The 21,250-nt window shown below is 73.1% G+C and carries 15 protein-coding genes; 8 read left to right on the top strand and 7 right to left on the bottom strand.

Annotated features, from left to right (window positions below):
* The 5 genes from IEZ03_RS38005 to IEZ03_RS19155 form a co-directional block, all read left to right on the top strand.
* Positions 1 to 683 (top strand): acetyl-CoA hydrolase/transferase C-terminal domain-containing protein (locus tag IEZ03_RS38005; RefSeq protein WP_308427983.1); only part of this gene is annotated, 683 nt, incomplete at its 5' end.
* Positions 684 to 981: 298 nt separating this feature from the next.
* The gene (gene chvE / locus IEZ03_RS19170; RefSeq protein ID WP_308427982.1) at positions 982 to 2,112 is read left to right on the top strand and encodes a multiple monosaccharide ABC transporter substrate-binding protein; all 1,131 of its coding nucleotides are present in this window, start codon (positions 982 to 984) and stop codon (positions 2,110 to 2,112) included.
* A 50-nt stretch (positions 2,113 to 2,162) separates the two neighbouring features.
* Positions 2,163 to 3,692 (top strand): multiple monosaccharide ABC transporter ATP-binding protein, encoded by a 1,530-nt coding sequence (gene mmsA, locus IEZ03_RS19165; protein WP_184882023.1) that lies wholly within the window; start codon positions 2,163 to 2,165, stop codon positions 3,690 to 3,692.
* A 56-nt stretch (positions 3,693 to 3,748) separates the two neighbouring features.
* Positions 3,749 to 4,990: a multiple monosaccharide ABC transporter permease gene (mmsB, locus tag IEZ03_RS19160; RefSeq protein WP_184882021.1), complete on the top strand. Its 1,242-nt coding sequence runs from the start codon at positions 3,749 to 3,751 to the stop codon at positions 4,988 to 4,990.
* A 41-nt stretch (positions 4,991 to 5,031) separates the two neighbouring features.
* Positions 5,032 to 6,051 (top strand): LacI family DNA-binding transcriptional regulator, encoded by a 1,020-nt coding sequence (locus IEZ03_RS19155; RefSeq protein WP_184882019.1) that lies wholly within the window; start codon positions 5,032 to 5,034, stop codon positions 6,049 to 6,051.
* On the opposite strand, the gene araB is transcribed toward IEZ03_RS19155, so the two are convergent.
* The 4 genes from araB to IEZ03_RS19135 form a co-directional block, all read right to left on the bottom strand.
* Positions 6,048 to 7,682, bottom strand: a complete 1,635-nt coding sequence (araB, locus tag IEZ03_RS19150; RefSeq protein ID WP_184882017.1) for a ribulokinase — start codon at positions 7,680 to 7,682, stop codon at positions 6,048 to 6,050. The genes IEZ03_RS19155 and araB overlap by 4 nt on opposite strands.
* A 46-nt stretch (positions 7,683 to 7,728) precedes the next feature.
* Entirely contained in the window at positions 7,729 to 9,225 is a 1,497-nt protein-coding gene (gene araA / locus IEZ03_RS19145; RefSeq protein WP_184882015.1) for an L-arabinose isomerase, read from the bottom strand.
* Positions 9,222 to 9,899: an L-ribulose-5-phosphate 4-epimerase gene (locus IEZ03_RS19140; protein WP_184882013.1), complete on the bottom strand. Its 678-nt coding sequence runs from the start codon at positions 9,897 to 9,899 to the stop codon at positions 9,222 to 9,224. The genes araA and IEZ03_RS19140 overlap by 4 nt, the downstream gene beginning before the upstream one ends.
* Before the next feature lie 68 nt (positions 9,900 to 9,967).
* The gene (locus IEZ03_RS19135) at positions 9,968 to 11,005 is read right to left on the bottom strand and encodes a LacI family DNA-binding transcriptional regulator (RefSeq protein ID WP_444541868.1); all 1,038 of its coding nucleotides are present in this window, start codon (positions 11,003 to 11,005) and stop codon (positions 9,968 to 9,970) included.
* A gap of 153 nt (positions 11,006 to 11,158) precedes the next feature.
* On the opposite strand from IEZ03_RS19135, the gene IEZ03_RS19130 reads away from it, so the two are divergent.
* The 3 genes from IEZ03_RS19130 (at position 11,159) to fdh (ending at position 17,134) form a co-directional block, all read left to right on the top strand.
* Positions 11,159 to 11,896: an SCO6745 family protein gene (locus IEZ03_RS19130; protein ID WP_184882011.1), complete on the top strand. Its 738-nt coding sequence runs from the start codon at positions 11,159 to 11,161 to the stop codon at positions 11,894 to 11,896.
* Positions 11,897 to 12,048: 152 nt separating this feature from the next.
* A complete protein-coding gene (locus tag IEZ03_RS19125) occupies positions 12,049 to 13,776 on the top strand; it encodes a hypothetical protein (RefSeq protein WP_229808398.1) in 1,728 nt (575 codons plus the stop codon).
* 103 nt (positions 13,777 to 13,879) lie between these two features.
* Positions 13,880 to 17,134 carry a formate dehydrogenase gene (fdh, locus tag IEZ03_RS19120; protein WP_184890432.1) on the top strand — a complete coding sequence of 1,085 codons (3,255 nt, stop codon included), beginning with the start codon at positions 13,880 to 13,882 and terminating at the stop codon, positions 17,132 to 17,134.
* Here fdh and selD read toward each other — a convergent pair.
* From selD to selA, 3 genes are read right to left on the bottom strand one after another with little or no spacing between them, the layout of a single operon-like run.
* A complete protein-coding gene (gene selD, locus IEZ03_RS19115; RefSeq protein ID WP_184882009.1) occupies positions 17,131 to 18,156 on the bottom strand; it encodes a selenide, water dikinase SelD in 1,026 nt (341 codons plus the stop codon). The two genes, fdh and selD, sit on opposite strands and share 4 nt — an antisense overlap.
* Positions 18,153 to 19,937 carry a selenocysteine-specific translation elongation factor gene (locus IEZ03_RS19110; RefSeq protein ID WP_229808397.1) on the bottom strand — a complete coding sequence of 595 codons (1,785 nt, stop codon included), beginning with the start codon at positions 19,935 to 19,937 and terminating at the stop codon, positions 18,153 to 18,155. The genes selD and IEZ03_RS19110 overlap by 4 nt, the downstream gene beginning before the upstream one ends.
* Positions 19,934 to 21,247 (bottom strand): L-seryl-tRNA(Sec) selenium transferase, encoded by a 1,314-nt coding sequence (selA, locus tag IEZ03_RS19105; protein WP_184882007.1) that lies wholly within the window; start codon positions 21,245 to 21,247, stop codon positions 19,934 to 19,936. Before selA ends, IEZ03_RS19110 begins: the two co-directional genes overlap by 4 nt.
* Between the last annotated feature and the right edge of the window lie 3 nt (positions 21,248 to 21,250).

Below are 21,250 nucleotides of genomic sequence, written 5' to 3'. Positions count from 1 at the left end.
TCGGCGGCCGGGTCGCCCGCCTCGTCCCCGAGCACGCGACGCTGCAGCTGGGTATCGGCGGCGTCCCCGACGCGGTGCTGGCCTCGCTGCTGGAGCGCAAGGGCCTCGGGGTGTGGTCGGAGATGTTCAGCGACGGCGTCCTCGCCCTGGAGAAGGCCGGGGCGCTCGACACCACCACGCCCATCACCGCGTCGTTCGTCTTCGGCAGCCGCGAGCTGTACGACTGGGTCGACCACAACGAGCGCGTCCGGATGCTGCGCACCGAGAAGACCAACGACCCGAGCCTGATCGCCCGCAAGCCGCGGATGGTCTCGGTGAACTCCGCCCTCCAGGTCGACCTGTTCGCCCAGGCGAACGCCAGCCGCGTCCGCGGGGTCATCTACTCCGGGTTCGGCGGGCAGACCGACTTCGTCGTCGGCGCCCTGCACTCCCCCGGCGGGCGCGCCGTCATCGCGCTGCCCTCCTGGCACCCGCGCGCGGACGTCTCCACCGTCATCCCGCGCCTGGCCGGTCCCGTGACCTCGTTCCAGCACAGCTTCATCGTCAGCGAGCAGGGCACGGCCGCCGTCTGGGGGCACGACGCCACGTCCCAGGCCCAGCAGCTCGTGGACGAGGTGGCCCACCCGTCCGCCCGCGACGAACTGCGCGAGGCGGGCCGCGAGCTCGGCTTCCGCCTCCGCTGACCCCCGCCCCGGCCGCGCCGCCGACCGGGCGCGCCGGTCGACTTCGGATGTTTGCGATAACCAACCGGCGCTGTCAATGGGCCGACGCCGGAAAGTACTCCCCTGCTGGAGATTGGGGCGCGGGAGTCGCGCCGAGCGATGCCGGACTCTCCCGGTGTTGACGTGCGTTGTGATAACGCTAACAATCGGGTGGCGAGTAAGGTCACGGTTGTGACGCGTCCCACATAGGCCTATTGACATGGCAGTGTGACCGGTAACAGCCTGGCCCGGACCACCGGCAGCCACCCCGAGGTGAGACGTGAAGCGTAGGAAGCTCGTCAGCCTGGCGCTGGGCCTTGGGCTCACGCTCGGCATGACCGCGTGCGGGTCGAGCGAGAAGACCGTCGACCAGGAGAAGGCCGAGAACAAGCCGGCGAAGGGCGCCCTCGTCGGCGTCACGATGCCGACCCGCTCGTCCGAGCGCTGGATCCACGACGGCGACAACCTCAAGAAGCAGCTCGAGCAGCTCGGCTACAAGGTCGACCTCCAGTACGCCGAGAACGACATCCCCACCCAGGCCAACCAGATCGACAACCAGATCACCAAGGGCGCGCGGCTGCTGGTCATCGCCTCGATCGACGGCACGGCGATCACCACCCAGCTGCAGAAGGCGGCCGACAACGACATCCCGGTCATCGCCTACGACCGGCTGATCCGCAACTCCGAGAACGTCGACTACTACGCCACGTTCGACAACTACAAGGTCGGCGTGCAGCAGGCGACCTCGCTGCTGGTCGGGCTCGGGCTGAAGAAGGCCGACGGCTCCGAGGGCTCGGCGAAGGGGCCGTTCAACATCGAGCTGTTCGCCGGCTCGCCCGACGACAACAACGCGACGTTCTTCTACAACGGCGCGATGGACACGCTAAAGCCGTACATCGACAAGAAGACCCTCGTGGTCAAGAGCGGCCAGACGGACTTCGAGCCCATCGCGACGCTCCGCTGGGACCCGGAGCGGGCGCAGAAGCGCATGGAGGACCTCCTCACCCGCCACTACGGCGGCGGGACGAAGGTCCAGGGCGTCCTGTCCCCCTACGACGGCCTGTCGATCGGGATCCTGTCCGCGCTGAAGTCCAGCGGCTACGGGACGCCGGGCCAGCCGTACCCGGTCGTGACCGGCCAGGACGCGGAGGTCGCCTCGGTCAAGTCGATCATCGCGGGCGAGCAGTACTCGACCATCTACAAGGACACGCGGCAGCTCGCCTCGGTCACGGTGAAGATGGCCGATGCCGTGCTGAAGGGCGGCAAGCCCGAGGTGAACAACACCGAGGACTACGACAACGGCGTGAAGGTCGTCCCGTCCTACCTGCTCAACCCCGTGATCGTGAACAAGGACAACTACAAGGAGCACCTCATCGACACCGGCTACTACACCGAGGACCAGCTGAAGTAAGCGCGCCGGGGGCGGGCGCCCGCGGGCGCCCGCCGACCCCGAGGAGGAGCATGACCGACGCGATCCTGCGGATGCGCGGCATCACCAAGGCCTTCCCCGCGGTGAAGGCGCTGCAGGACGTCGACCTGGAGGTCCGGCGGGGCGAGATCCACGCGATCTGCGGGGAGAACGGGGCCGGCAAGTCGACGCTCATGAAGGTGCTGTCCGGCGTCTACCCCCACGGCGCCTACAGCGGCGACATCGAGTTCGAGGGCGAGGTCTGCCGGTTCTCCGGCATCCGCGACAGCGAGCGACGCGGCATCGTCATCATCCACCAGGAGCTGGCGCTCAGCCCGTACCTGTCGATCGCGGAGAACATCTACCTCGGCAACGAGCGCCGGGGGCGGTTCGGGCTCATCGACTGGAACCGGACGAACGCCGACGCGGCGCGGCTGCTCAAGCGGGTGGGGCTGCGGGAGAACCCCGTCACGCCCGCGATGGACCTCGGCGTCGGCAAGCAGCAGCTCGTGGAGATCGCGAAGGCGCTGTCCAAGCGGGTGAAGCTGCTCATCCTCGACGAGCCGACCGCCGCGCTCAACGACGCCGACTCCGCGCACCTGCTCGACCTGCTGCGCGGCCTGCGCGACGAGGGCATCACCTGCGTGATCATCTCGCACAAGCTGAACGAGATCCGCGCGGTCGCCGACTCGACCACCATCCTGCGGGACGGCCGGACGATCGAGACCCTCGACATGCGCGGCGACGTGTCCGAGGACCGCATCATCTCCGGCATGGTCGGCCGCGACCTCGACCACCGGTTCCCCGAACGCGTCCCCGACATCGGCGGCGAGGTGCTGCGGATCGAGGACTGGACCGTCCACTCCCCCACCCAGCACGGCCGGGTCGTCGTGGACCGCGCCGCGCTGACGCTGCGCCGCGGCGAGATCGTCGGGCTGGCGGGCCTGATGGGCGCGGGCCGGACGGAGCTCGCGATGAGCGTGTTCGGCCGCAGCTACGGCACCGGCGTCACCGGCCGGATCTACAAGGACGGCAGGGAGATCAGCGTCCGGACGGTCACCGACGCGATCCGGCACGGGCTCGCCTACGCCACCGAGGACCGCAAGACCTACGGGCTGAACCTCATCGAGGACGTCAAGCGCAACATCTCCGCCGCCGGACTGCGCGGCCTGGCCCGGGCCGGGTGGGTGGACGGCAACCGCGAGTACGAGGTCGCCGAGCGCTACCGCGGCGAGATGAACATCAAGACGCCGAGCGTGCTCACCCCGGCGGGCGAGCTGAGCGGCGGCAACCAGCAGAAGGTCGTCCTGTCGAAGTGGATGTTCACCGACGCCGACGTCCTGATCCTCGACGAGCCGACCCGCGGCATCGACGTGGGCGCCAAGTACGAGATCTACTCGATCATCAACCGGATGGCCGACCAGGGCCGGGCGGTGCTGGTGATCTCGTCCGAGCTGCCGGAGCTGATCGGGATCTGCGACCGCGTGTACGCGATGGCGGAGGGCCGGATCACCGGCGAGGTGAGCCGCGCCGACGCGACCCCCGAGCGCCTGATGCAGGCCATGACCCGAACCGAGACATGACGCAGGCCGAGACATGACGCAGGCCGAGACATGACGCAGAGCGAGGAGACCACAGCATGAGCAGCGTGGCGCCGGCCGACCAGGCCGTGACCCCGCCGCCCGCCGAGCGGCCGAAGGCGGGCCGGGCCCTGCCCGTCAACCTCCGGCAGAGCGGGATCTACATCGCGTTCGCCCTGATCGTCGCGCTGTTCGCGGTGCTCACCGACGGGCAGCTGCTGTCCCCGCAGAACATCTCGAACATCATCGTCCAGAACTCCTACATCCTGATCCTGTCCATCGGGATGATCCTGGTCATCATCGGCGGGCACATCGACCTGTCGGTGGGCTCGGTGGTGGCGGTGACCGGCGCCATCGCGGCCGTGCTGATGGTGAACCACGACGTGCCGTGGCCGGCGGCGATCCTGCTGACGCTCCTCGCGGGCGCCGCGATCGGCGCGTGGCAGGGCTACTGGATCGCCTACTTCGAGATCCCGGCGTTCATCGTGACGCTGGCCGGGATGCTGGTGTTCCGGGCGCTGACGCTGACCATCCTCGGCAACCAGGGCATCGGCCCGTTCCCGGACGAGGTCCGCACGATCGCCAACGGCTTCCTGTCCGGCTACCTCGGCAACATCGGGCTCGGGCCGCTCGGCGGCGCCGACCTGTTCACGCTGCTGGTCGCGGTGGCGCTGGTCGCCGGGTACGTCGGGTTCGGCTGGCGCAACCGGCAGGGCCGCATCCGGTACGGGCAGAAGGTCGACCCGCTGCCCGTGTTCGTCGCCAAGAACGCGCTGGCGGTCGTGGTGGTCATGTTCATGGCCGTGCAGCTCGCGCGGTTCAAGAACATGCCGTGGGTGCTCGTCCTGCTCGGAGTCCTCGTGCTCGGCTCCACGCTGGTGATGAACCGGGCGGTGTTCGGCCGGCACGTCTACGCGCTCGGCGGCAACCCGCTCGCGGCCCGGCTGTCCGGCATCAAGGTCAAGTCGGTGTCGTTCTGGCTGTTCGTCAACATGGGCGTGCTGTCGGCCGTCGCGGGGATCGTGTTCGCCGGGCGGCTCAACCAGGCGGGCCCGACCGCCGGGAACATGTTCGAGCTGGACGCGATCGCGGCGGCGTTCATCGGCGGCGCGGCCGTGCAGGGCGGGGTCGGCAAGGTGATCGGCGCGATCACCGGCGGGCTGATCATGGGCGTGATCAACAACGGGATGTCGCTGCTCGGCGCGCCGAGCGAGCGGGTCATGCTGATCAAGGGCCTGGTGCTGCTCGCGGCCGTCGCGTTCGACATCTGGGCCAAGCGGCGCAGCGGAACGGCCCGCTGAGCGGGCGGACCGGCAGGCCCGACCGGTACCTTCGGAGTGAGATGACCGCGACCCCGCCACCGGCCCGGCCGGGCCTGCGCGACGTCGCCCGGCTCGCCGGGGTGTCGCACCAGACCGTGTCCCGGGTGTTCAAGAACCATCCGATGGTCAGCCCGAAGACCCGGGACCGGGTGCTGGCCGCGGCGGCGCAGCTGGACTTCCGGCCGAACGCGGCGGCGCGGGCGCTGGCCACCGGCCGGTCCCGGACGCTCGGCGTCGTCAGCTTCGACACCGCGCTGTTCGGCCCGGCGTCGATCATCGCGGCGATCGAGCGGAACGCCCGCGCGGCCGACTTCTTCACCAGCGTCGCGAGCCTGGAGTCGCCGGGGCACGGCGCGGTCGCCGGGGCGGTGGACCGGTTCCGCGACCAGGGCGTGGACGGCATCATCATGATCCCCGGGCACGTCCCGCCGGACGAGGCGCTGCGGCACCTGCCGGACGACCTGCCGACCGTGCTCCTGGGGCCGCGGGCCGCCGTCCCGACCGTGTCGGCCGACCACTACCTCGCACCGCGCGAGGCGACCCGGTACCTGCTGGAGCTGGGGCACCGGACCGTCCACCACCTGCCGGGCCCGGCGGACTGGTGGGAGGCGAACGAGCGCACCCGCGGCTGGCGGGACGCCCTCGTCGAGGCGGGCGCGGACGTCCCGGACCCCGCGCCCGGCGACTGGAGCGCCCGGTCCGGCTACGAGCGCGGCCGGATGCTGGCCGCCGACCCCGCCGTGACGGCCGTGTTCGCCGCCAACGACCAGATCGCGCTCGGGCTGCTGTGGGCGATCCACGAGAGCGGCCGCGGCGTGCCGGGCGACGTCAGCGTCATCGGGTTCGACGACATCCCCGAGGCGGCCTTCCTCACCCCGCCGCTCACGACCGTCCGGCAGGACTTCACCGCCCTGGGGCGGCACTGCGTGGAACTCCTGATCGCGCAGCTCACCGAGCCGGGACGGGCGGCGGACGCCCCGAAACCGGTCCCGAGCCGCCTGATCGTCCGCCGCAGCACCGCCCCCGCCGCGACCGGCTAGACCGAGCGGAGGCCGCGCAGCCGGTGCATGACCGCGCCGTCGGCGAAGTGGTCGTGCAGGGTCCGGTAGATCTCGTACAGGGCGTCGTAGGCGTCGGCGCGGGCGGGATCGGGGACGTAGGCGGCCGGTTCGCGGCGGCCCATCGCGGCGGCGGCGGACGTGATGTCGGGGTAGGCGCCGGCGGCGACGGCGGCGTGGACGGCCGCGCCGAGCGCCGGTCCCTGGGCCGAGCCGATCAGGGAGAGCGGGCGGCGCAGCACGTCGGCGTAGACCTGCATCAGGAAGCGGTTCTTCAGCAGGCCGCCCGCGACGACGAACTCCGCCACGGGGACGCCCGACGCCTCGAACGTGTCCACGATCATGCGGGTGCCGAACGCGGTGGCCTCGATGAGGGCGCGGTAGACGTCCTCCGGCCTGGTGGCGAGCGTCTGGCCCACGACGAGGCCGGACAGGTCGTGGTCGACGAGGACGGAGCGGTTGCCGTTGTTCCAGTCGAGCGCGACCAGCCCGTGCCGCCCGACCGGCTGCTCCGCGGCGAGCGCGGTCAGGTGCTCGTGCACCGACAGCCCGGCCGCGGCGGCGGCCTCCTCGTAGGCGGCGGGCACGCAGTTGTCCACGAACCACGCGAAGATGTCGCCGACGCCGGACTGCCCGGCCTCGTAGCCCCACAGGCCCGGGACGATGCCCTCCGCGACGACGCCGCACATGCCCGGGACCTCGGCGAGGTGGTCCGCCGACATCACGTGGCAGGTGGAGGTCCCCATGATCGCGACCATCTGCCCGGGGCGGACGGCGTCGGCCGCGGCGGCGGTGACGTGCGCGTCGACGTTGCCGACGGCGACGGCGATGCCCTCGGGCAGGCCCGTCCAGGCCGCGGCCTGCGCGGTCAGCGTCCCGGCGCGGCCGCCGAGCGGCGCCAGTTCGTGGCCGAGCTTGCCGGGGAAGTCGGCGAAGCCGGGGTTCAGGGCGGCCAGGAACTCGCGGGACGGGTACCGCCCGTCCTGGTAGATGCCCTTGTAGCCGGCCGTGCAGATGTTGCGCGACTCGCGGCCGGTGAGCTGCCAGACGATCCAGTCCGCGGCCTCGATCCAGCGGTCGGCCAGGCCGTAGAGCCCGGGGTCCTCCTCCAGCAGCTGCAGCGCCTTGGCGAACTCCCACTCCGAGGAGATCTTGCCGCCGTAGCGGGGCAGCCACGGCTCCCCGCGCTCGGCGGCCAGCGCGTTGATCCGGTCGGCCTGCGGCTGGGCGGCGTGGTGCTTCCACAGCTTCGGCCAGGCGTGCGGCCGTTCCGGGTGCAGGTCGGACAGGGGCGTGCCGTCGGCGGTGGTCGGCAGGACCGTGCAGGCGGTGAAGTCCGTGCCGATGCCGATGACCTGCGACGGCTCCACGTCCGCCGCGGCCAGCGCCTTGGGGACGGCGGACCGCAGCACGTCCAGCCAGTCCCGGGGCGCCTGGAGGGCCCAGTCCGGACCGAGCCGGACGCCCGCCGGCAGCGCCTCGTCGATCACCCCGTGGCCGTACTCGTGGACGGCGTCGCCGGCCTCGGCGCCGTCACCGACGCGGACGACCAGCGCCCGCCCGGACAGCGTGCCGAAGTCGACGCCGACGACGTAGCGTTCGTCCTCGCTCATGGGCCCTCCTCGTCACTCGATCCTCACAGCCGGCACTCCGCGCCCGTCACAGGCCCCCGGCGAGCCGGTAGTACGCCTGGTTCCAGCGGATCTCCCTGGTGAACTGCCGCAGCGTGGTGCCGGCGTCGATCGTGAGCAGTTCCACCCCCGCCATGTCGGCGAGATCGTTCAGCTCCTCCGCGCCGAGCGCCGCGGTGAGCACGGTGTGGTGCGGCGCGCCCGCGGTCAGCCACGCCTCGGTGGACGTGCGCAGGTCCGGCCGCGGCCGCCACACCGCGCGGGCGACCGGCAGCATCGGCAGCGGCTCCGGCGGCGGCACGACCTCGATCTCGTTGGCGACCAGCCGGAACCGGTCGCCCATGTCGGCGAGGCCGGCCACCACGGCGGGGCCCGGCGCGGCGTCGAACACCAGCCGGACCGGGTCCTCGCGCCCGCCGATGCTCAGCGGGTGGATCTCCAGCGAGGGGCGCCCGGCGGCGATGGACGGGCAGATCTCCAGCATGTGCGCGCCGAGGATCAGCTCGTTGCCGGGTTCCAGGTGGTAGGTGTAGTCCTCCATGAACGACGTGCCGCCCGGCAGGCCCGCCGCCGCGGCCTTCAGCGTGCGCAGCAGCGTCGCGGTCTTCCAGTCGCCCTCGCCGCCGAAGCCGTAGCCGTCCGCCATCAGCCGCTGGACGGCGAGGCCGGGCAGCTGCCGGAGGCCGCCGAGGTCCTCGAAGTTCGTCGTGAACGCCTTGAAGCCGCCGTCGTCGAGGAACGCCCGCAGCCCCAGTTCGATCCGCGCGCCGTAGCGCAGCGACTCGTGCCGCTCGCCGCCGGGACGCAGCTCCGGGACGATGTCGTAGCGGTCCTCGTACTCCTTGACCAGCTCCGCGATGTCCCCGTCCGGGACGGCGTCCACGAACTCGACCAGGTCGTTGACCCCGTAGGTGTTGACGGAGACGCCGAACCGCAGCTGCGCCTCGACCTTGTCGCCCTCGGTGACGGCGACGTCCCGCATGTTGTCGCCGAACCGGGCGAGCTTCAGCCGCCGCAGCTCGTGCAGGCCCGCCGCCGCCCGCGCCCATCCGGAGACCCGCGCCCCGACCGAGGGGTCGGTGACGTGCCCGGCGACGGTCTTGCGGGCCACGCCGAGCCGCGACTGGACGTATCCGAACTCCCGGTCGCCGTGGGCGGCCTGGTTGAGGTTCATGAAGTCCATGTCGATCGACGCCCAGGGCAGCTCCACGTTCGCCTGCGTGTGCAGGTGCAGCAGGGGCTTGGCGAGGGCGTCCAGGCCGGCGATCCACATCTTCGCCGGGGAGAACGTGTGCATCCAGGCGATCACGCCGACGCACGCGTCGTCGGCGCCGGCGTCCACGCACGTCCGGCGGATCGCGTCCGCGCCCGTGAGGACGGGCAGCCACCGGACGGTGACCGGCAGCGCCTCGCCGAGCCGCGCGGCGATCGCCGCGGACTGCTCGGCGACCTGCCGCAGGGTGTCCTCGCCGTACAGGCCCTGGCTGCCGGTGAGGAACCAGATCTCGCGGTTCGGAAAGCTCATGGTCGGCCCCTCTGCCCGTAGGCGTTCTGGTAGCGGTCGTACAGCCGGTCGATGTCGCCCGCGTCCATCGGCCGCGGCTCGCCGAGCTGCCGCGACAGGTGGACGGTCCGGGCGACGTCCTCGCACATCACGGCCGCCTTGACCGCGGCGCGGGCGTCGGCGCCGATCGTGAAGACGCCGTGGTTGCGCATGAGCACGGCGGGGCTGCGGTGCCCGCCGAGGGTCTCGACGATGCCGCGGCCGATGTCGTCGCCGCCGATGAGCGCGAACGGGCCGACGGGGATCTCGCCGCCGAACTCGTCCGCCATCGCCGTCAGCACGCACGGGATCGGCTCGCCGCGCGCCGCCCACGCGGTGGCGTAGGCCGAGTGGGTATGCACCACTCCCCCGACGTCGGGGCGGTGCCGGTACACGTAGGCATGGGCGAACACGTCGCTGGACGGCTTGAGCTCCGTCCCGTCCGCCGGCTTGCCCTCCAGGTCGCACAGCACCATCGCGTCGGGGGTGAGCCGCTCGTAGGGGACGCCGCTCGGCTTGATCAGGAAGGCGTCGTCGCCGGCGCGCGCCGACACGTTGCCGGCCGTCCACGCGACCAGCCCGCACTCGACGAGGGTCTGGTGCAGGACGGTGAGCTCCGTGCGGAGCGCCGCGATCCCGCCGCCCGGCTCTGGCATCTCGACTCCGATCTGTTAGCGCTAACATCCTGGGGCATGACGAAGGCGGACCCTCGGACCGGACGGGGCTAGGTCCCCCGGGGGACCCCCGTGCTCTCCCGGACGACGAGTTCCGGCTCGACGACCCGGCGGGAGCGTTCCGCCGAGACGCCGCCGATCCGGTCGAGCAGCAGGTCGAAGGCCCGCCGGCCCACCTCGCCGAAGTTCTGCCGGACGGTGGTGAGCGGCGGCGGGAAGTAGGCGGCCTCGGGGACGTCGTCGAAGCCCACGACGCTGACGTCGCCGGGCACCTCCCGCCCGGCCTCGCGCAGGGCGCGCAGCAGGCCGAGGGCCATCGCGTCGTTGGCCGCGAACACCGCGGTGACCTCGGGGTCGGCGGCGATCTGCCGGCCGTACTCGTAGCCGGACCGGGCGCTCCAGTCACCGGCGGGCGGCACCGGAGCGGAGCGCCCGGCGGCCTCCAGCGCGGCCCGCCAGCCGTCGGTCCGCCCGCTGGCGTCCACCCAGTCGGCCGGGCCGGCCAGGTGCAGGACGCTCTCGTGCCCGAGGCTGAGCAGGTGCCGGACGGCGCGCTCGGCACCGGCCCGGTGGTCGACCGCGACGACGGGGAACGGCACGTCCGCGCCCGCGCCGACCGCGACCAGCGGGGTGTCGGCCGGCAGCTCCTTCAGCCCGTCCGCCGCCGACTCGTGCGGAGCCACGACCATGATCCCGTCGACCGACTGGCCGCGCAGCCGCTCCACGCCCTCGCCGATCGAGCGGCGGTTCAGCGAGCTCAGGCTGACGATGCTGACGGTGTAGTCGTGCTCGCGGGCGGCCTGCTCGATGCTGAACACGGTCGACGCCGGGCCGTACAGCGTGGTGTCGAAGCTGACCACGCCGAGGACGCCGGACCGGCCGGTGGCCAGCACGCGCGCCGCCGAGTTGGGCCGGTAGTCCAGGGCCCGCACCGCGGCCATCACCCGGGCGCGGGTCTGCGGGCGCACCTTCTCGGGCGCGTTCAGGACGCGCGACACGGTCATCGCCGAGACGCCGGCCATCGCGGCCACGTCCTCCATCACCGCCAGCCGCCGGCCGTCGGGCGCCTCCGGTGATTCGGCGGCCACATCGCCTCCCCGAGTTCTGCGAGCTTACACGCGAATGTTTGCGCTAACGAGCCGGGATGTCAACACCGTCCACCCGGGACGCCCGGCCCCCGGCCGCCCCCGGCCGCCGCCCACAAGTAACGTACGGCTTACTTACGACGAGGAGGTCCCCCCATGGGCGAGCTGAGCGCGATGGACACCGTGCGCGCCGCGGACAAGATCATTCATGATGTCGGGGCTAAGTGGATGCTCGACAAGGCGACGTGGGCGCACGGGAAGGAGAACGGGTACGACAACCCGTTCGCGCACTACTTCGCCGGGCGGTGCGGCGTCCTGGGCGACGTCGACGCCGACGTCGTGTACGCGGCGCTGGGCTGGTTCGCGCCGGGCCTCGTCCGCCCCATGTGGGAGGAGGGCGTCGCGGTCGCCGGGGCGCGGGAGGCCGCCCGGCGGTACGCGCTCGCGTGCGCGGACTGGGGCCGGGACAACGTCCCGGAGGACCCGCGCCTGTGCGAGCTGGGCGAGCGGGTCGTGGCGGCGGCCGAGGCGTCGGGGCTGCCGCTGTTCGCCGGGTGGCGGGCCGAACCGCTCCCCGAGGACGGGCCCGCGCGGCTGACGCACGTGCTCCACCTGCTCCGGGAGCTGCGGGGCGGGCTCCACCTGGTCGCGACGACCGCGGCGGGGCTCTCGCCGCTGGAGGCCGTCCTCGCCGCGAACCCGCCGGAGCGGGCGCAGTTCCTCGGCTGGCAGGGCGACTTCCCCGAGTGCGGCCACCTCAAGCCGCAGCGCGAGGAGGCCGAGGAGACGACCGACAGGCTCTCCGCCGCCGTGTACGAGCGTGCCCTGTCGCCCGCCGAGCGCGCCGAGTTCGCGGACCTGGTCGGCAAGACGGGGACGGCCGTTCTCGGCTGACGCGTCTCCGCAGGCCGGAGGGGCCCGTGTCGAGGGCCTTGTCAGCCGGGGACAAGGGCCGCGGGGAAATTGTGCAAATAACAGACTGTCGCCAGGAATCCGACAGGTTCATTGTTGCCCCGTAACCGATCCCCCTCCGGAAGGAGCAGGCGATGGGGCGACCAGCCCTCCCCATGCTCACGGTCTCGGTGCTGGCCGCGTCCGCGCTGGCCGCGGGCGCGGCGGCGGCCGTGCCGGTGAGCGCGCGCGAAGCCGGCCGGACCGAGGTGCCCGTGGCGTCCGGCTCGCCCGTCACCGAGGTCAGCGAGTCGGTGGTGCGGGTCAAGGTGCCGCTGCCCGCGGCGGCCGGGCCGCGGCCGGAAGCGTGCGACTGGCTGTCCTACCTGCGCTTCCGGCACGTGGACGGCCCGGCCGAGTCGGCGGACGCGGACCGGATCCTCGTCGCGCAGCCCGGCATCCTGGAGGGCGCGGGCGCGTTCGACAGCGTCGCGCGCAACACGGTGGCGGCCGCGGCCCGGAGCGGGCGGCACATCGAGTTCTGGGCCCTCGACCGGCGGTCGAACTGCCTGGAGGACCGCACCGGCGTCCAGGCCGGGCTGGCGGCGGGGGACGTCCATCTCGCGGTCGACTACTACTACCGGCAGAAGGAGATCGACGGGCGGAAGTTCGCCGGCTACCAGACGAACGACCAGGTCAAGTGGCTGCAGCACGTCGGGCTCGAGCAGACCGTCCGCGACCAGTACGACCTGATGGCCAGGGAGCTTCCGGACCAGCGGGCGCGCAAGGAGAAGATGCTCTGCGGCGGGCACTCGCTCGGCGGCGTCCTGACGGCCTACTTCGCCGAGTGGGACTTCGACGGGGACCACGCCACCACCGCCGACGCGGGCCACAACCAGTGCTCCGGCTACTTCGCGCTCGACACCCGGATCGCGAAGGGGCTGCCGGGCATGGGCGGGCAGGTCCCGGCCGAGTGGGTTCCGCTCGTGGAGTTCGGCGCGGGCGCCGTGAAGGCCGGGCTGGAGGCGGGGGTAGTCCCGCGCGCGCTGTCGGCCCCGGCCGTGGTGAACACCGAGACGATGAACCTGCTGGCGATCGCGGGCCTCGCCGCCAACCTCGACCCGGGCGGCGAGTCCGACCTGTCGACGTACATCCCGTCCGGGTTCAACCAGGACATGACGTACCGGCTGCTGTTCTCCAAGGACTACCCGACGTTCCTCAAGGGCTCGCCGACGGTCCAGGACTTCCGGTTCAGCAACGCGGCGGCGCTCGGCGGGCTGCTGGACGACCACTCCCAGCCGCTCGCGTTCATGCAGGCCAGCGTCGGCTTCTGGGACGGCGGGAAGATCGTCGACAAGGAGTTCCCGGCGCCGAACAACCTGGAGGAGATCGGGCTCGGCGGCCTCACGCGGCTCCTCGGCACGGAGAAGAAGGCGATCCCGGACGAACCGGGCGGCCCCCTCTTCACGTGGCGGAACTACGACCGCGTCGGCGCCCCCGACGACCCGGTCCACAGGTCCAAGGACGGCACGCCCTTCACCGCCGCGGGCAAGGAGGTCACCGACATCGCCGAGCTGGCGCGCAGCCTGTCGGAGCACCCGCTCGACTTCACCGAGCACTACTTCCCGACGAAGCTGATCACCGACATCGCGCTGGCGAGCTCGCCCGGCATCGCGGACGACGCCGTCCACGAGGGCGGCATCACCGCCAACCCGACCCTCAACCTGCAGGCGGGTGACGGCCTCGGGTTCGGCGACCCGCAGCCCGGCGACGTCATCGCGGCCGGCTACCAGCACATCGACGTCCTGACCGCCTCGGCCGTGCAGGACGACGGCCGGCCCGAGCCGATCTCGACGAACCTGGCGGCCTTCGCGACCAGGTGACGGCGCCCGCCGCACCCGGTCGGACGACCCGCGCCCGGCCCGTGTTTTGCGGGCCGGGCGCCGGGTAGGTGGAGGCCGCATGGAGGTGACGAGGGGGGTGGACATGGGCGTTCGCCAGTGGATCGAGTCGTGGCCCGTCTACCGCCAGTTCACCGAAGGCGACCCGCTCGGCCGCGGCGCGGCCGCGAAGAGCGCGGGCAGCGAGCGGCTGCGGGCGAGGGTGAGCACGGCCGACAAGGTCGTGAAGTCCATCTGCCCGTACTGCGCGGTCGGCTGCGGGCAGGACGTGTTCGTCAAGGACGGCAAGGTCACCCACATCGAGGGCGACCCCGACTCACCGGTCAGCCGGGGCCGGCTGTGCCCGAAGGGCTCGGCTACCCTCCAGCTCACCACGGGGTCCGCCCGCGAGTACCAGGTCCTCTACCGCCGCCCGCACGGCACCGACTGGGAGGCGCTCGACCTCGACACGGCGATGGACATGATCGCCGACCGGGTGATCGAGGCGCGCCGGCGCGGCTGGCAGTGGGAGACCGACGACGGGCTGCGGGTGCGGCGCACGATGGGCTTCGCGAGCCTCGGCGGCGCCACGCTCGACAACGAGGAGAACTACCTGATCAAGAAGCTGTTCACCGCGCTCGGCGCGGTGCAGATCGAGAATCAGGCCCGTATTTGACACTCCTCCACCGTTCCCAGTCTGGGAACCTCGTTCGGACGCGGCGGCGCGACCACCTTCCAGCAGGATCTGCAGAACGCGGACTGCATCGTCATCCAGGGCTCGAACATGGCCGAGTGCCACCCGGTCGGGTTCCAGTGGGTGATGGAGGCGAAGGCGCGCGGGGCGAAGCTGATCCACGTGGACCCGCGGTACACGCGGACGAGCGCGGTCTCCGACGCCCACGTGCCGCTGCGCGCGGGCACCGACATCGCGTTCCTGGGCGGGATCATCAACTACGTCCTGGAGAACGACAAGTACTTCCGCGACTACGTCGTGGACTACACCAACGCGCCGGTGATCCTCAACGAGGACTTCCGCGGCCCCGAGGACCTGGACGGCGTGTTCTCCGGCCTGGACCCGGAGCAGCGCAGCTACGACCACCGGACGTGGCAGTACGAGGGCATGACGGTCCAGGCCGCGTCCGGGCTCCGCGACATGGCGTACGACGACATCGTCGGGGAGGCCGACGAGTCGGGGCACGGCGAGGCCGCCGGGTCCGGCGGCCCGCCGATCGGCGTCGGCGACCCGGAGCGCGACCCGACGCTGCAGCATCCGAGGTGCGTGTTCCAGGTGCTCAAGCGGCACTTCTCGCGCTACACGCCCGAGATGGTGGAGCGGATCTGCGGCGTCCCGCGCGAGCTGTTCCTGCGGATCTGCGAGACGATCGCGCAGAACTCGGGCCGCGACCGGACGACCGCGTTCGCGTACGCGGTGGGCTGGACGCAGCACACGGTCGGCGTCCAGTACATCCGGACGGCGTCGATCCTGCAGAGCCTGCTCGGCAACATCGGGCGTCCGGGCGGCGGCATCCTGGCGTTGCGCGGGCACGCGTCCATCCAGGGCTCGACGGACATCCCGACCTTGTACAACCTGCTGCCCGGCTACATCCCGATGCCGCACGCGCACCCTGAGCAGGACCTGGAGTCGTTCGTGCGCGGCGAATCCGCGCGCAAGGGCTTCTGGGGCGACATGAGCGCCTACATGGTGAGCCTGATGAAGTCGTACTGGGGCGACGCTGCGACGGCCGACAACGACTACTGCTTCGACTACCTGCCGCGCCTGACCGGCACGCACAACACCTACGACACGGCGATGGCGCAGATCAACGGGGAGTGCAAGGGCTACTTCCTGATGGGCGAGAACCCGGCCGTCGGGTCGGCCAACGCGAAGATCCAGCGGCTCGGGATGGCGAACCTGGACTGGCTGGTCGTCCGCGACTTCTCGCAGATCGAGTCCGCGACCTGGTGGAAGGACGGCCCGGAGATCGAGTCGGGCGAGATGCGGACCGAGGACATCGGCACCGAGGTGTTCTTCCTGCCGGCCGCGACGCACACCGAGAAGGACGGCAGCTTCACCAACACCCAGCGGATGCTGCAGTGGCACTACCGGGCCGTCGAGCCCGCCGGGGACGCCCGCAGCGACCTGTGGTTCACCTACCACCTGGGCCGCATCATCCGGGAGAAGCTCGCCGGCTCGGCCGACGAGATGGACCGCCCCGTCCTGGACCTCACCTGGGACTACCCGACGATGGGCGAGATGCGGGAGCCGGACGCCGAGGCCGTCCTCGCGGAGATCAACGGCTTCGACGCCGACGGGAACCCGCTGTCGTCCTACACGCAGCTCAAGGACGACGGGTCCACCTCGTGCGGCTGCTGGATCTACTGCGGCTGCTACGCGGACGGCGTCAACCAGACCGCGCGCCGCAAGCCGGGCAAGGACCAGAACTGGGTCGCGCCCGAGTGGGGGTGGGCGTGGCCGCTGAACCGCCGCGTCCTCTACAACCGGGCGTCCGCCGACAAGGACGGCAAGCCCTGGAGCGACCGCAAGGCGCTCGTCTGGTGGGACGCCGAGCAGGGCGTCTGGACCGGCCACGACGTCCCGGACTTCATCGCCGACCGCCCGCCGGACCACAGGCCCCCGCGCGACGCGACCGGCCCGGACGCGATCGCCGGCGACGACCCGTTCATCATGCAGGCGGACGGCAAGGCGTGGCTGTTCGTCCCGTCGGGGCTGACCGACGGCCCGCTGCCGGCGCACTACGAATCGCAGGAGTCGCCGTTCCCCAACCCGCTGTACCGGCAGCAGCGCAACCCCGTCCGGTACCTGCTGCCGCCGCATCCCGACAACCGGTACGCGCCGAGCGGCGAGGCTCCGGGCGCGGACATCTACCCGTTCGTCGCGACCACCTACCGGCTCACCGAGCACCACACGGCGGGCGGCATGTCGCGCTGGCAGCCGTACCTCGCCGAGCTGCAGCCGGAGTTCTTCTGCGAGGTCTCGCCCGAGCTGGCGGCGGAGCGCGGCCTGGAGCACGGCGGCTGGGCGACGATCATCAGCGCGCGCAACGCCGTCGAGGCGCGGGTGCTGGTGACCGAGCGGATGCCGTCCCTCAACGTGGAGGGCAAGGTCGTGCACCAGATCGGCCTGCCCTACCACTGGGGCCCGAACGGCTACAGCACGGGCGACGCCGCGAACGAGCTGCTCCACCTCGCGCTGGACCCGAACTCCCACATCCAGGAGACCAAGGCGTGGTCGGTCGACATCCGGCCGGGGCGGCGCCCGCGCGGACCGGCGACGGTGGCGCTGGTGCAGGAGTACCGCAGGCGCGCCGGCATCACCGACGGGACGGGCACCGAGATCTAGCGGACGACCAGCGGGTGGGCGCCGGCGGGGACCAGCTCGCCGATGACCGGCGCGCCGGGGATCTCGCCGGCGATCAGGAGGCCGCCGGACGTCTGAGCGTCGGCGAGGAGCAGGCGCTCCTCCTCGCCCGCCCCGCCGAAGTCGGTATGGGGGGCGACCCAGTCGAGGTTGCGGCGGGTGCCGCCGCTGACGTACCCGGCGCGGAGCGACTCGCGGGCGCCGTCCAGGTAGGGGACGGCGGCGGCGTCGACCACGGCGGTGACGCCGGACGCGCGGGCCATCTTGCAGAGGTGGCCGAGGAGCCCGAAGCCGGTCACGTCGGTGGCGCAGACGGCGCCCGCGGCGAGGGCGGCGGCGGACGCGTCCGCGTTCAGCTCGGTCATGGTCGCGACGGCGTGCTCGAAGACCTCGCCGGTCGCCTTGTGCCGGTTGTTGAGGACGCCGATGCCGAGCGGCTTGGTGAGCGTGAGCGGCACGCCGGGCCGGCCGGTGTCGTTGCGGAGGAGGCGGGCGGGGTCGGCGACCCCGGTGACGGCCATGCCGTACTTGGGTTCGGGGTCGTCGACGCTGTGCCCGCCGCCGACATGGCAGCCCGCGAGGGCGGCGACGTCCAGGCCGCCGCGCAGCACCTCCCGCGCGAGGTCGAACGGCAGGACGTCGCGGGGCCAGGCGAGCAGGTTCACCGCGACGAGGGGGCGGCCGCCGACCGCGTAGACGTCCGACAGCGCGTTCGCGGCGGCGATGCGGCCCCAGTCGTAGGGGTCGTCGACGACGGGGGTGAAGAAGTCGGCGGTGGCGACCGCGGCGAGGCCGTCCGGGGAGCCGGGGAGCCGGACGACGGCGGCGTCGTCGCCGGTGTCGAGGCCGATGACCAGCTCGCCGTTCGGGGACCCGGGGACCGCGTCGAGGCCGGAGACGACCTCCTCCAGCTCGCCGGGCGGGATCTTGCAGGCGCAGCCGCCGCCGTGCGCGTACCCGGTCAGCCGCTTGCCGGTTCCGGTGTCCGTCGTGGCCTGGGTCATGTCGTCCTTTCGGTCCGGCGCCGCCGGAGGTCGTCCACCCTGGCCGTGTAGCCCGCCTCGTCCAGGTGCTCCAGCAGCGGGACGGCGACGCGGCGGGTGGTGCCGAGCGCGCGGCGCGCCTCGCTCAGCGTGAACGTGTCGCCGAGCCCGGCGAGGATCTCGGCGGCGCGGACGTCGTCGCCGGGCAGCAGGACGATCCCCTCGCCGAGCCGGAGGAGCACGCCGGCCCTGGCGGCCGCGGCGATCATCTTCGGGGTGAGGCCGAGTTCGGCGAGCCGGTTGGCGTCGGGCGCGAGGAACGGGTGCTCGGCCAGCTCGCGGCGGACGGCGTCGACCGCCTGCCGCACGTCCGGCGGCAGTTCGGGCGCGATGGCCCGGCCGTAGATCCGGCCGTCGCGCCACAGCAGCCCCTCGGCTCCGGCGAGCGCCTCCACGAGCGCGCGGTCGGGCAGGCCGAGGGCGCGGCGCGCCGCCTCCGCGGGGAGCCCGGGGTCGGCGGGATCGGCGGCGGCGTGCGCGTCGACGGCCGTGCCGAGGCGTTCGCGGAGCCCCGCCCAGTGGCCGGGGTCGGCGAGCCAGTCCCCGGCGACGGGTTCGCACGGGACGGGGAACCCCATCGCGACCAGGTCCGCCCGCCTGATCAGGCGTCGGCGGCGGAGTTCGGCGGCGCCGTCGGGCCGCCCGGTCAGCGCGGCGAGTTCCGTCGCGCGGGCCGCGGCGGCACCCCGCCTGGTGAACGGCTCGGGCCGCACGTCGAGCACCGTGACCCCGGCGGGGACCCGGTGCCGCCCCGGGTCGCGCAGCAGCGCGATGTCGCCGACCCGCAGCGGCAGCGGCCGCCGCAGCGAGAGCCGGGCGGTGTCGTCGCCGAGCGGGCGGACGTGCGCCGGGACCGCCGCCGAGCCGACGTGCAGGATCAGCTCGCGCGGCAGGTCCGGGGCGGGGTCGCCGCGCAGCCGCACGTCGACGACGTCGGCGGTGAGCCAGCGGTCCGGCGTCAGCAGGGCCTCGCCCCGGCCGATCTCGGGCCCGCCGTGCAGGTTGACGGCGACGCGGGCGACGCCGGTAACCTCCTGGTGATCCTCCTTGAGGCTCTGCAGGCCGCGGACGCGGGCGAGGCCGCCGCCGACGGCGAGCCGGTCGCCGACGCGGATCGTCCCGGCGCCGAGGGTCCCGGTCACGACCGTGCCCCTCCCCCGGACGGTGAACACGCGGTCGACCCACAGGCGGACGTCCGCGTCCTCGTCGGGGCGGGGCAGCGACCCGGCGAGCCGCTCCAGCCCGGCGCGCAGATCGTCCATCCCCTCGCCGGTGGCGCCGCTGACCAGGAACGACTCGACCTTGCCGAGCGGCGTGGCCGCGATGTGGGCGAGCGCCTCGTCCCGCACCCGGCTCGCCGCCGCCTCGCCGGCGAGGTCGCGGCGCGTCACGGCGAGCAGGCCGTGCCGGACGCCGAGCGCGTCCAGGACCGCCAGGTGCTCCTCCGACTGCCGCTGCCAGCCCTGGTCCGCCGCGACGACGAACATGACGGCCGGGACGGGCCCCACCCCGGCCAGCATCGTCGCGACCAGGCGTTCGTGCCCGGGGACGTCCACGAACGCGAGCCGCCCGCCTCCGGGCAGCGTCGTCCAGGCGAAGCCCAGCTCGATGGTCAGCCCGCGCCGCCGCTCCTCCTCCAGCCGGTCGGGCTCCATCCCGGTGAGGGCGCGGACGAGCGTCGACTTGCCGTGGTCCACGTGCCCCGCGGTCGCGACGACGTTCATCATGACCCGGTTCGTCATGACGCGGCCAGCCGGACCGCCTCGGCGATGTCGGCGTCCCGGTCCGGCGGCACCGCGCGCAGGTCGAGCAGGCACCGCCCGTCCTCGACCCGTCCCATCACCGCCGGGGTCCCCTGCCGCAGCCGCGCCGCGTAGCCGTCCGGCACCGACACCGCCGCGCTCGGGAGCACGACGCCGGGCGCGCCGCCGCCGCCGACCGCGGCCTCGCTCGGGACGGCCGCCGCGTCCAGGCCGCCGTCCCGCAGCCGCGCGGCGAGCCGCTCGGCCCGCGCGAGCAGCGCCGCCGCGTCGGCGTGCAGGGCCTCCTCCGTCGGGGTGCGCGGGCCGCGGACGGTGGCCTCCAGCGCGGCCAGTGTCATCTTGTCGACCCGCAGCGCGCGGGCCAGCGGATGGCGGGCCAGGCGCCGCACGAGGTCGCCGTGGCCGAGGACGAGCCCGCACTGCGGCCCGCCGAGCAGCTTGTCGCCGCTGGCCGTGACCAGGTGCGCGCCCGCCTTGAGCATGGACGCCGCGTCGGGCTCGTCCGGCAGGAGCGGCTCGTGCGCGAGCAGGCCGGAGCCGATGTCGGCGACGACCGGGACCCCGAGCCCGGCCAGCTCGGCGACGTCGGCGCCGCGGGTGAAGCCGGTGATGCGGAAGTTCGACGGATGCACCTTGAGGATGAACCCGGTGTCCTCGCCGACGGCCGCCGCGTAGTCGTCCGGCGTGGTGCGGTTGGTCGTCCCGACCTCCCGCAGCCGCGCGCCCGTCGCGGCCAGCAGCTCGGGGATGCGGAACCCGTCCCCGATCTCCACCATCTCGCCGCGGCCGATCACGATCTCGCGGTTCCCGGCGAGCGCGGTCGCGGCCAGCACGAGCGCCGCCGCCCCGTTGTTGACGACGTGCGCCGCCTCCGCCTGCGGCACCCGCTCCAGCAGCGCCGCGAGGACGGACCGCCCGCGCCGCGCCCGCCGGCCGGTCTCCAGGTCGAGTTCGACGTCGGTCGCCCCCGACGCCACGGCCACCGCGTCCCGCGCGGCGTCCGACAGCGGCGCCCGCCCGAGGTTGGTGTGCAGCAGGACGCCGGTCGCGTTGAGCACGGGACGCAGCCCGGAGGCGGTCGCCGGGAGCGCGGCCACCGCCGCGGCCGCCACCGCGTCCGGCGGGATCTCACCCGCCCTGGCCCGCCGCTGCGCGGCGACGACGGCCGCCTTCACCACCCCGCGCCCGAGCCGCGCCGCGGCCTCGGCGAGGCGGGGGTCGGCGAGCAGCACGTCCGTCCGGGCGATCCGCCGCCGCGCGTCCGCGGCGGCCGTCGCTTCATGATCCATCGG

The sequence above is a fragment of the Actinomadura livida genome, assembly GCF_014648675.1.
In the GTDB taxonomy this organism is placed as follows: Bacteria; Actinomycetota; Actinomycetes; order Streptosporangiales; family Streptosporangiaceae; genus Spirillospora; species Spirillospora livida.
Note: the sequence above shows the minus strand (reverse complement) of the source record. Positions and strands in the feature narration are given on the sequence as shown.